The organism is Streptomyces sp. NPDC101118, assembly GCF_044759445.1.
GTDB lineage: Bacteria > Actinomycetota > Actinomycetes > Streptomycetales > Streptomycetaceae > Streptomyces.
Genome location: NZ_JBIVZG010000024.1, coordinates 77,415 through 86,710, shown reverse-complemented (window position 1 = coordinate 86,710; position 9,296 = coordinate 77,415). Strand labels below are relative to the sequence as shown.

The 9,296-nt window shown below is 73.4% G+C and carries 13 protein-coding genes; 8 read left to right on the top strand and 5 right to left on the bottom strand.

Annotated elements, in window-relative coordinates; translation table 11 throughout:
* Positions 1 to 129: 129 nt before the first annotated feature.
* The 4 genes from ACIQUQ_RS30150 (at position 130) to ACIQUQ_RS30135 (ending at position 2,390) form a co-directional block, all read left to right on the top strand.
* Positions 130 to 501, top strand: a complete 372-nt coding sequence (locus ACIQUQ_RS30150; protein ID WP_403982193.1) for a PadR family transcriptional regulator — start codon at positions 130 to 132, stop codon at positions 499 to 501.
* A complete protein-coding gene (locus ACIQUQ_RS30145; RefSeq protein ID WP_403982190.1) occupies positions 498 to 1,088 on the top strand; it encodes an HAAS signaling domain-containing protein in 591 nt (196 codons plus the stop codon). The genes ACIQUQ_RS30150 and ACIQUQ_RS30145 overlap by 4 nt, the downstream gene beginning before the upstream one ends.
* 64 nt (positions 1,089 to 1,152) lie before the next feature.
* Positions 1,153 to 1,512, top strand: a complete 360-nt coding sequence (locus ACIQUQ_RS30140) for a PadR family transcriptional regulator (protein WP_403982187.1) — start codon at positions 1,153 to 1,155, stop codon at positions 1,510 to 1,512.
* Positions 1,509 to 2,390 (top strand): hypothetical protein, encoded by an 882-nt coding sequence (locus tag ACIQUQ_RS30135; protein WP_403982184.1) that lies wholly within the window; start codon positions 1,509 to 1,511, stop codon positions 2,388 to 2,390. The genes ACIQUQ_RS30140 and ACIQUQ_RS30135 overlap by 4 nt, the downstream gene beginning before the upstream one ends.
* A 145-nt stretch (positions 2,391 to 2,535) precedes the next feature.
* Here ACIQUQ_RS30135 and ACIQUQ_RS30130 read toward each other — a convergent pair whose 3' ends face one another.
* Positions 2,536 to 3,204, bottom strand: coding sequence for a MerR family transcriptional regulator (locus tag ACIQUQ_RS30130; RefSeq protein WP_403982182.1), 669 nt, complete (start codon positions 3,202 to 3,204; stop codon positions 2,536 to 2,538).
* Positions 3,205 to 3,377: 173 nt separating this feature from the next.
* Here ACIQUQ_RS30130 and ACIQUQ_RS30125 point away from each other — a divergent pair, with 173 nt between their 5' ends.
* The gene (locus tag ACIQUQ_RS30125; RefSeq protein WP_403982179.1) at positions 3,378 to 3,884 is read left to right on the top strand and encodes a hypothetical protein; all 507 of its coding nucleotides are present in this window, start codon (positions 3,378 to 3,380) and stop codon (positions 3,882 to 3,884) included.
* Here the strand turns inward: ACIQUQ_RS30125 and ACIQUQ_RS30120 are convergent.
* Entirely contained in the window at positions 3,881 to 4,096 is a 216-nt protein-coding gene (locus tag ACIQUQ_RS30120; RefSeq protein ID WP_403982177.1) for a hypothetical protein, read from the bottom strand. The two genes, ACIQUQ_RS30125 and ACIQUQ_RS30120, sit on opposite strands and share 4 nt — an antisense overlap.
* A 132-nt stretch (positions 4,097 to 4,228) precedes the next feature.
* Here ACIQUQ_RS30120 and ACIQUQ_RS30115 point away from each other — a divergent pair, with 132 nt between their 5' ends.
* The 3 genes from ACIQUQ_RS30115 (at position 4,229) to ACIQUQ_RS30105 (ending at position 6,930) form a co-directional block, all read left to right on the top strand.
* Complete coding sequence (locus ACIQUQ_RS30115; protein ID WP_403982175.1) at positions 4,229 to 5,224, top strand: GlxA family transcriptional regulator; 996 nt, start codon at positions 4,229 to 4,231, stop codon at positions 5,222 to 5,224.
* Between the two features lie 91 nt (positions 5,225 to 5,315).
* Entirely contained in the window at positions 5,316 to 5,936 is a 621-nt protein-coding gene (locus tag ACIQUQ_RS30110; protein WP_403982172.1) for a cysteine hydrolase family protein, read from the top strand.
* Positions 5,937 to 6,249: 313 nt separating this feature from the next.
* Positions 6,250 to 6,930 (top strand): TetR/AcrR family transcriptional regulator, encoded by a 681-nt coding sequence (locus tag ACIQUQ_RS30105; RefSeq protein ID WP_403982169.1) that lies wholly within the window; start codon positions 6,250 to 6,252, stop codon positions 6,928 to 6,930.
* Positions 6,931 to 7,017: 87 nt separating this feature from the next.
* On the opposite strand, the gene ACIQUQ_RS30100 is transcribed toward ACIQUQ_RS30105, so the two are convergent.
* From ACIQUQ_RS30100 to ACIQUQ_RS30090, 3 genes are all read right to left on the bottom strand, one after another.
* The gene (locus ACIQUQ_RS30100) at positions 7,018 to 8,046 is read right to left on the bottom strand and encodes a S66 peptidase family protein (protein ID WP_403982166.1); all 1,029 of its coding nucleotides are present in this window, start codon (positions 8,044 to 8,046) and stop codon (positions 7,018 to 7,020) included.
* Between the two features lie 55 nt (positions 8,047 to 8,101).
* On the bottom strand, positions 8,102 to 8,485 hold the full coding sequence (locus ACIQUQ_RS30095) for a hypothetical protein (protein WP_403982163.1): 384 nt from the start codon (positions 8,483 to 8,485) through the stop codon (positions 8,102 to 8,104).
* A 203-nt stretch (positions 8,486 to 8,688) separates the two neighbouring features.
* On the bottom strand, positions 8,689 to 9,279 hold the full coding sequence (locus ACIQUQ_RS30090) for a dihydrofolate reductase family protein (protein ID WP_403982161.1): 591 nt from the start codon (positions 9,277 to 9,279) through the stop codon (positions 8,689 to 8,691).
* Between the last annotated feature and the right edge of the window lie 17 nt (positions 9,280 to 9,296).

Genomic DNA, 9,296 nt, shown 5'->3' with positions numbered 1-9,296 from the left:
TGGAGCGCGGAAGTCCAGGTCAGGGTGCTGGTACTCAGGTTCGTCGCGTACCTGTCTGAGTACCTGTGAGTGGGTGGTCGGGGGGTGGCGGGTTGTCGGTGGGTTTTTGCGCGAGGTATCTTGCATTGCATGGTTCCTGGTAACGCAAAGAACGAGGCAGGAGGACGGGTCCCCAGCCAGTTGCGCAAGGGCGTGCTGGAGCACTGCGTGCTCGCGCTGCTGCGCGACGGGCCCAGGTACGGGGTCGAGCTGCTGGCCGAGCTGTCCGCGGTCAGCGTGATGACCACCAGCCAGGGCACGATCTACCCCCTGCTGTCGCGGCTGCGGCGGGAGGGGTACGTCGACACCGAACTGCGCGAGTCCCCGAGCGGGCCGCCTCGCCGGTACTACACCCTGACGCCCGTCGGCCGGGCGGCCCTCGCCGAGTTCGCACAGGCGTGGCCGCTCTTCCGGGACGCCGTCGACCACTTCCTCACCGACCCGCAAGGGGAGTCCGCATGAACGCCATTGCCGAGCACCCGCTGGTGACCGCCTACCTCGCCGCCGTCTCGCGCGAGACGGCCGAACTGCCCGCCGAGCGCCGGGCCGAGCTGCTCTCGGACCTGCGCGAGCACGTCCAGGACAGCGGCGCGGAGGGCGAGGAGCAGATCCGGGAGGTGCTGGAACAGCTGGGCGACCCGCGGACCGTGGCCGCGTCCGCGCTCGCCGAGGAGCCGGCCGCCGCGCCCTCCGCCGGGGTGGCGGCTGCTCCGGCCACTCCGGCTGCGCCTGCGGAGCCGTTGTGGCGGACGCGGGTCACGGTGGGGCTGCTCGCCTGCGCGAGCCTGCTGGTGCTGGCCAATTTCGCGCTGGGCGGGGTGGCCCTGCTGGCCGGGCTGGTGCTGCTGTGGAGTTCCGCGCAGTGGGAGCGGCGGGAGAAGGTGCTCGGCACGGCGACGTCCGTCGCCGTGCCGGTGATGCTGCTGGTGGGCGCGCTCGTGCTGGCGGCCGTCAACGTCGGGCCGGTGGAGCTGCTGGTGATCGCGGCGTGCTCCGTGGCGGTTCCGGGCGTGGGGGCGATGGCGCTGCTCCGTACCGCGCGGCGGTGAAGTTCCCCCGCTTCTCGATGACTCGGCTGTCGACATATGTCGGCAGCCGAGTTATTGTCGGGGCGTGAACGATCAAGCTCTGCGTGAGCCGACGCTGCTCATCCTCACGGCGGTCGCCGATGCCCCGCGGCACGGGTACGCGATCGCCCAGGAGGTCGAGAAGATCTCGGAAGGGCGCACGAAGATGCGCACCGGGACGCTGTACGGGGCCCTGGAGCGGCTCCTGGAACAGGAACTGATCGCCGTCCACGAGGACGAGGTGGTCGACGGGCGGCGGCGGCGCAGCTACGCGCTCGCGCCGCGCGGCCGCGAGGTGCTGGCCGCGGAGGCGGCCCGGATCGCGCGGACCGCGCAGGAAGCCACGCGCCGCCTGGGGCTGGGTGCCGCCGGTCTGGGTGTCGCCGGTGGGGCGGTGGGCGCGTGAGCTGGGCGGTTCGGCTCTACCCCGCCTCCTTCCGGCGGGAGTTCGGCGACGAGGTCGCCGAGGTGTACCGGGAGTCCACGCGGGACGCGGGTCCGCTGGGGCGGATGCGCGAGACCGGCGACGTGGTCGGGCACGCCCTGCGCATGCGGCTCGGGCTGGGCTCGGCCGGGCGGTGCGGGGGGTGGTTCGCGGCGGTGGCGCCGTTCGCCCTGGTGGCCGTCGGTGCGGCCGCGCTGTGGCAGTCCGGGCTGCTGTTCCGGGTCGGCCTGGGTGGCGGTGCGACCTTCGGTGCGGCCGGTACGGCGTACACGCTGGTGGCCGCGGGCGGGCTGGTGACCGTGGCGGGGGCCGTACTGGCCCTGGCCGGGCGGTGGGCGGCCGGCTGCTGGCTCGCGCTGGCGGGGGTGGCCGGGACGCTGGCCGCGGACGCCTGGCGGCAGGGTGCCGGGGCGGTGGGCGCCGCTCTCTTCACCACGGGGCCGCTGTTGCTGCTGCTCCTGGTGACGCTGGCCTGCCCGCCCGATCTGCGGCCGGTGCCGCGGGTGCGGAGTGCGGGTGGTGCGGTGGCGGTCGCGGCCTGGGGGGTCGTGCTGAGCGCGGCGGTGGTGGCGGTGCCGTTGCCGTACGCAGTGAGCTGGCTGCGGTTCCTCGTACCGGTGGCCGGTGGGCTGCTGCTGGCGGGGCGTCAGGCCTTCGTACGGCTGCGCACGGCGCCGGCGGTGCTGGCCGCGGGGCTGCCGTTCCTCGTCCTCGCGGAGCTGACCGGGGCACTGGCCGCGTACCTCGTGCTGCCGCTTCTCCTGCTGGTGCTCGCCGCCGCGGTGGCCGTGAGCGTGCGGCGGCGGCGTGGTGGGAGCGGGCCGCTGGTCGGTGCCTGAGTACGTCGCCGGGCTTCCCTCTCGCCGCGGTTCCGTCTCGCCGCGATTCCCTGTCGCCGCCGTCCCGCTCGATGCGGGGCGGCGGCGTCGTCGTGCGTGCCGCCAGGGTGGCCGGAGCGTTTCCCCGGCACCCACTCCACGCGCCTCAAGCCGAGTTCGTCTCGCCGGGCTTGCCGCCGAAGTGCTGGGACGACTTGGCTTCCTGCGCCAGCCGACGGAGAGCCAGCAGAGCGGGTTCGAGGAGGATCGAGACCAGAACGGCGCGTTCGGCTTGGGCCAGCAGGTCTCGCTCGCCGCGCATCTGTTCCACGTCCACGTCGGCGATGCCGTCGGCGAGGCGGGCGTACGGCAGCAGGCCGCGCCAGTCGATGTCCGCATCCAGGTCGGCGAGTGCGGCCAGCACCTCGGCCAGGGTGTGCGTGGCCGGGTTGCCCTGGGAAACCTCCCACCCCATTTCGGTGATCAGTTCGTGAGCGTCGGCCAGGCCCGCGGGCGCCGGCTCTGCCGAGGGCGGTCCCGCGCCGGCCTCCTCCTCCCTCTTGGCCGGGCGTACACCCAGCACGATCCCGAAGACCTGGTGCAGGTCCTCTTGTTCGGTGGTGAGCGCGTCCAGGATCTCCTTCGTCGCGCTCGCCGACAGACCGCGGACCGCGATCAGCGTGCGGATGAGCCGGAGCCGGTGCACGTGGTCCTCGCCGTATTCGGCCTGGTTGGACGCGGTGGACCGGCCGGGCGGCAGCATCCCTTCACGCAGGTAGTGCTTGATCAACGGCACTTGTACGCCGGTGCGCCGGCTGAGCTCGGAGACCTTCATCCACTCACTTTCCCGATGTAATGGATAGCGGATAGCGCTATTATCCATTCTGCTGTGCTGCGGTCCCTGAAGGACGTCCCGCGTGGCACCCCGGCCGATCCTGACCGCCTTCTTCGTGCCCGTCCCTCAGCACGGCGTGGACGCGACCGACCCACCGAAAGGATTCGCCCCTCATGTTCGGCACGCTCATGCTCATCGCCGTTCCCGCAACACTGTTCAGGCTGCTCGGCTCGCTGGGCGTCAGCCGGTTCGCGACCTGGCGGGTGTCCGTGCTGCACGGCCTCGCGGTCATGCTGGTGTTCACGGCCGGCGCACACTTCGTCCCGTCCGCCCTCGGCCCCATGCCCGGCCACCACGACCTGGTCGCGATGGTCCCGCCGTTCGTGCCCTTCCCTCGCTTCGCCGTCTACGCAACGGGCGTTCTGGAACTCCTGGGCGCCGCCGGACTCGTCCGGGAGGCCACCCGGCCGGCGGCCGGCCTCGGCCTGGCGGTGCTGTTCGTCCTGCTGCTCCCCGCCAACATCCACGCAGCCGTCGAGCAGATCCCGTTCAACGGCGAACCGGCGACACCGCTGTGGTTCAGGATTCCCGAGCAGGTGATCTTCATCGGCATCGCGCTGTGGGCCTACGCCCCGGGGCGTGCCACGACTGCCCGCCGGGCCGACCGGATGCCCGCCTAGGGCTCGGTGGGCATGGGGGCCGGGGCCGCCGCGAGCATGCGTTCGGGGGTCCAGTAGTCCTCGGGTTCACCCTCGGGGGTGAGGGCGTGGGAGGACGCCGACTCGTCCGGGGTGGGCGGTTCGGGGGTTTCACGGGCCGCCGCGGTGTGCGCCGCGGCGATCAGGGCGGCGGCTGCCAGGGCCGCAGCTGCGGCGAGGGTCTTCGCGTTCATGGTGTTCCCCGGTTCCTGGTGCGGTACGGGCGGGTGTGCTGTGGCGGCAGCCTAGGGGGTGCGGCCGCCCGTGTCCGGATGTGACAGGGAATCGTCATTGCGGCCGTCGGCCGGGGCGGTGAGGATCGGTGCATGTCCAGCACACCCCACCGCGTCGTCATCGCGGTCTTCCCCGACGTCGACCTGCTCGACGTCACCGGTCCGGCCGAGGTCTTCTCGCTGGCCGGCCGGGAGACCGCGGGGCGTGCCGGGTACGAGGTCCTCCTCGCGTCGCCCGACGGGGAGTCGGTACGGACCGCTGCCGGGGTCCGGCTGGTCGCGGACCTCGCCTTCGGCGAGGTGCGGGGGCCGGTGGACACGCTGCTCGTGCCGGGGGCCGTGGACATGGGGCCGGACGGTCCCGTCGCACGGATCGACCCCGCTGTCGTGGCGTGGGTCGCGGAGACCGCGCCGCGCGCGCGGCGGGTGGCGTCGGTGTGCGTCGGTGCGCACGTGCTGGCCGCGGCCGGGCTGCTGGACGGGAAGACGGCGACCACGCACTGGTCGACCGCCGCCCAACTGGCGGCCGCCCACCCAGGCGTCACCGTCGACGCCGATCCGATCTTCGTACGGGCGGACCGCGGGCGGCTCTGGACCGGGGCCGGCATCAGCGCCTGCCTGGACCTGGCGCTGGCGCTGGTCGCGGAGGACCTGGGCGAGGACACCGCGCTGGCCGTGGCGCGGCAGCTGGTGATGTACCTGAAGCGGCAGGGCGGGCAGAGCCAGTTCTCCGTACCGCTCAGCCGGCCCCCGGCGGGGCGGCGGGACATCGACGAGCTGCTGCTGTTCATCGCCGACCACCTGGACGGCGATCTGTCGGCCGGGGCGCTGGCGGCGCGGATGTGCCTGAGCGAGCGGCACTTCGCCCGGGTCTTCGCGCGGGAGACCGGCGTGAGCGCCGGTGCGTACGTCGAGTCGGCGCGGGTCGAGGCGGCGCGGCGGCTGCTTGAGACCGGGGACCTGCCGCTGGGTCAGGTCGCGGCGGCGGCCGGGCTGGGGTCGGCGGAGACGTTGCACCGGGCGTTCCGGCGGCAGGTGGGGACGACGCCGGCGGCGTACCGGCGGCGGTTCCGGATGTCGGTCGGCTGATCCTTCCTTTTCTTCCTTCTTCTTTCCGTTTCTGTCGGTGGCCTGGGCGGCGCGTTCGCCGCACCATGCCCTTTTTGTGAGGAGAGTCCTGATGAGCGTCGTGTCGAAGAGGCTGCGCGAGGTGGTCGGGCTGGACGACCGGCCGGCCCGGCTGAGCGAGTCCGTGCTGGTGATGATCGACTTTCAGAACACCTACCGCGAGGGGGTCATGGCCCTGGAAGGCGCGGAGGAGGCCCTCGTGGAGGGGGCCCGGCTGCTGGAGCGGGCGCGGGCCGCGGGTGCGCCGGTGGTGCACGTGGTGAACGACGGCGGTCCGGGCACGCCGTACGACGTCCGGGCGCGGATCGGGGCGATCAGCGACGAGGTCGCGCCGCGGGCCGGTGAGGCGGTGGTGGTGAAGCAGCTGCCGGACTCCTTCCAGGGGACCGGTCTGGAGAAGGTGCTGGAGGGGCTGGGGTTCGCGGCGGGGAGCGGGAAGGACCTGGTGCTGGCCGGGTTCATGACGCACATGTGCGTGCTGTTCACCGCGCAGGGGGCGTTCAACCTGGGGTACCGGCCGACGGTGGTCGCGGGGGCCACGGCCACCCGGTCGCTGCCGGGGGCGGACGGGGGCGTGGTGCCGGCGGAGGTGCTGCGGGCCGGGGCGCTGGCGACCGTGGCCGATCTGTTCGGGGTCGTGGTGCCTTCCGGTGAGGTGCTGGACGCCGGCTAGGGGGTGCGGAGGGCGCTGCGGGCCTCGAACTCCGGCTCCGGATCGGTGCGGTGCGGTGCGGTGGTGCAGTTCGACGGACGCTTGGACGTTCCAGGAGCGCCCGTGGCCCTGGGCACCGGAGTGGTCGCTGTCGCGCCAGCACACGCCGGTGCGCGGGGCCGGGTCCGGGGCCCCGGTCCGGCCGGTCTCGGACCAGGTCGCGATGCGGGTCGCCCAGCCGCCCGGAGGGGCCGAGGCCGCGGCGAAGTCGGGGTCGGCGGTGACGGCGACTTGCACTTTGTGCAGGAGTGGCGTCGTGCCTATGGTGTGGCGCATGCCGCGCGAGAAGATCACCAAGGAACAGATCGTCCTGACCGCCGTCGAGCTGCTGGACGAGGAAGGCCTCGAGGGCCTCAACATGCGGGCCCTGGGCAAGCGGCTCGGGACCGTGGCCACCGCCGTGTACTGGCACGTCAAGAACAAGGACGACCTGGTGCTGATGGTCGGGGACCACGTCTGGAACGAGATCCGGCTGCCCGACCTGGACACCGTCGACTGGCGCACGGCCGCCACCTCGATGGCGACGGGTCTGCACGAGATGCTGGTCCGGCACCCCTGGCTGACGCAGGCCTTCGGCTCGTACTTCCTGTACGGCCCGGGCAAGTCGCGGCACGACGACCACAACCTCGCCGTCTACGAGAAGGCCGGGTTCGCCGGTGCGGAGGCGGACCAGGCGGCGGCCGCGGTGTTCACGTACGTCCTCGGCAACGCGCTCGCGGTGTCCGCGGCGGCGTCCCTGACGCGACGGCTGGCGCGGGACGGGGGCGACCCCGAGGAGCTGCTCCGGGAGACGATGGCCAAGGCCGAGGAGGTCGCGGCGCAGTTCCCCCGGCTGCGGGCGCGGTTGGAGACGCCCGCCGCGGCCGAGTACGGCGCCTCCCCGGCCCGCACCTTCGAGCTGGGCCTGGAGACGCTGCTGGACGGGTTCGCGGCGCGGCTGGACGGCGGGCGGTAGGACGCAGGCCGGATGACGCCGCCGGCCGACACCGCCGGGGCGGCCGCCGGGACGCGGCCGGCGGGCGGCGTGGTGTCCGGCGGCGCGTCAGGCCAGGGTCTGGGTCAGTTCGCTGCGGTCCCGGGTGTGGACGAGGCGGCCCAGGGCGCCGTTGACGAGCGGCAGGTACGGCGGGACGTGGCCGCACTCCACGTCGGCGACGATCGGCACGCCCAGCGGGCCGAGCGCGTCGAGGACGGCCTCGTGCTGGGTGAGGGTGGGTGCGTCCGGGGCGTTGGTCCGGGCGACGAGGACCGCGTTCGCCCGGTCGAAGAAGCCGGCGAGGCGCATGCCGTGCAGGTTGCGGCAGATCGTGAAGGCGTCGTGACCGCCGGCCTCGACGTACACGAGCAGGCCTTCCGGGGACTCGGCGCGGGCGAAGGCCGAGGCGTCGAGGTAGGGGGTGCCGGCGAGGTTGCACAGCATTTCGATGCAGCCGCCGATCAGCCGGCCCTCGGCCGTGACGTCGCCGGTGGCGTCGAGCCGGGTCCACGAGCCGGCGGAGTCGAGGGTGAACTCGCGTACGTCCGGGTGGACGGCGTAGTCGTCCCAGCCCGTGGCGCGGTGGCGGCCGGGCGGCGTCTGGGTGAAGCGGTGGCCGGGGGGCGCCGCGACGACGTCGAGCCACGACAGCAGCCCCTCGGGAGCACGGTAGGGCGTGTCCATGAGGTTGTTGCCGTGGACGGTCGCCGTGCCGGTGAGCAGGGTCAGCGGCGTGAGCAGGGTCGAGGTGTCCGAGTAGCCGACGAGCCAGGTCGGTTCCGCGTCGCGCAGCCGTCCCCAGTCGAGGTGCGGGATCAGGTCGATGGCGGTCTCGCCGCCCCAGGGCGGTACGACCGCGCGGATCGTGGGGTCGGTCAGCATCGCCGTCAGTTCGGCCGCGCGGTCGGGCGCGGGGGCGCTGGCGTGACCCGAGCCGTCCATGCACCGGCCGAGGACGACCTCGTAGCCGCGGGCGCGTACGTCGCCGAGGGCGACCTCAAGCCGGGCCCACAGCTTCTCGGGGACCCCGCTGGACGGGGAGGTCACGCCGATGCGGTCGCCGGGGCGCAGGGGGCGGGGGTATCGGACCGTCATGCCGTGAATCCTGCTGGTGGTTGACCTGGGGGACAAGGTGATTTCCGTGCGGGGGTCAGCCGGTGAGGGCGACGGCCGTCAGGGCGAGGGCGGAGGCGCCGAAGACCACGGTGTGGCGGGCCTTCTGGAGGAGCTGGACCCAGGAGGGGAACGCGCGCTCGGCGGCCCTGAGGAAGGCCGCGACGTCGACGCGGGCGAGTTCGGGGTCGTTCTTGCGGCGGAAGGCGGTCTGCACGGACCGAACGGCCGTCAGGTTGCTGTGGACGATCAGGACGTTCATGAGGATCACCGCGATCTGGAAGATCCAGGTCAGCGTGGGGGCCCAGGAGCTCTGCGCGAGGTTGAGCGCGGCCACGGCGGTCATCACGGTCGCGACGGCGACCGGGGCCCAGGTCTCGTGGCCGCCGGCGTCGAAGCGCAGGCCGTTCTCCTCCAGCACGGCGGGGCGGACGCCCTGGCCGGTCAGCTCGGCGTCTGCGGCGGCCTTGGCGGCGGGGCCGAAGCGGTGGCGGACGAGCGGGATGCTCAGGAAGGCGAGGGCGACGAGCAGCTGGCACGCAAACCCGCGCCGAGGCCGGCGCGGGTCGGGGCAGCGGGAGCGGGGCGCGGGCCCCGGATGCAGGTCCGGGGCCGCTGCCGGGGTCAGGCCTTGCGGCGGTACGTCGAGACCACGACGCCCTGCGGAGAGGTGACCGCCTCGGCCAGCTCGAAGGTGTGCAGGCCGCCGTCCGCCGGGAAGAGCGACTTCCCGCCGCCCAGCAGCACCGGCATCGTCATCAGCCGGAGCTCGTCGGCCAGACCCTCGGAGATGAGGGTGCGCGCGAGCGTCGGGCTGCCCATCACGACCAGGTCGCCGCCGTCGCGGTCGCGCAGCTCGCGGATTCCGGCGACGGCCTCCGCGCCCGGGATGCGGACGGTGTTGTCCCAGGTCAGCTTGTCGTCGCCGAGGGTGTCGGAGACCACGTACTTCTGGATGGAGTTCATCCGGTCCGCGAAGGGGTCGCCCGCCCGCTCCGGCCAGGCCGCGGCCATGTTCTGCCAGGTGCGGCGGCCGAAGAGCAGCGCCTCGGCGCCGGCCAGCGCGCTGTCGAAGGCGCCGCCGACCACCTCCGGGTCGAAGAAGGGGTGGGTCCAGCCGCCGTGCGCGAAGCCGCCGTCGGTGTCCTCCTCCGGGCCGCCGGGAGCCTGCACGATGCCGTCGAGGCTGATGAACTCGGTGATGACGATGCGCATGTCGGTCCGCTCCCGTG

Bases quoted from the DNA above. Each gene is read 5' to 3' on its own strand.
- ACIQUQ_RS30100 (WP_403982166.1), bottom strand. From the start codon at position 8,046: ATGACGGTCCGATACCCCCGCCCCCTGCGCCCCGGCGACCGCATCGGC.
- ACIQUQ_RS30120 (WP_403982177.1), bottom strand. From the start codon at position 4,096: ATGAACGCGAAGACCCTCGCCGCAGCTGCGGCCCTGGCAGCCGCCGCC.
- ACIQUQ_RS30130 (WP_403982182.1), bottom strand. From the start codon at position 3,204: ATGAAGGTCTCCGAGCTCAGCCGGCGCACCGGCGTACAAGTGCCGTTG.
- ACIQUQ_RS30110 (WP_403982172.1), top strand. From the start codon at position 5,316: ATGAGCGTCGTGTCGAAGAGGCTGCGCGAGGTGGTCGGGCTGGACGAC.
- ACIQUQ_RS30090 (WP_403982161.1), bottom strand. From the start codon at position 9,279: ATGCGCATCGTCATCACCGAGTTCATCAGCCTCGACGGCATCGTGCAG.
- ACIQUQ_RS30105 (WP_403982169.1), top strand. From the start codon at position 6,250: ATGCCGCGCGAGAAGATCACCAAGGAACAGATCGTCCTGACCGCCGTC.
- ACIQUQ_RS30150 (WP_403982193.1), top strand. From the start codon at position 130: ATGGTTCCTGGTAACGCAAAGAACGAGGCAGGAGGACGGGTCCCCAGC.
- ACIQUQ_RS30145 (WP_403982190.1), top strand. From the start codon at position 498: ATGAACGCCATTGCCGAGCACCCGCTGGTGACCGCCTACCTCGCCGCC.
- ACIQUQ_RS30125 (WP_403982179.1), top strand. From the start codon at position 3,378: ATGTTCGGCACGCTCATGCTCATCGCCGTTCCCGCAACACTGTTCAGG.
- ACIQUQ_RS30115 (WP_403982175.1), top strand. From the start codon at position 4,229: ATGTCCAGCACACCCCACCGCGTCGTCATCGCGGTCTTCCCCGACGTC.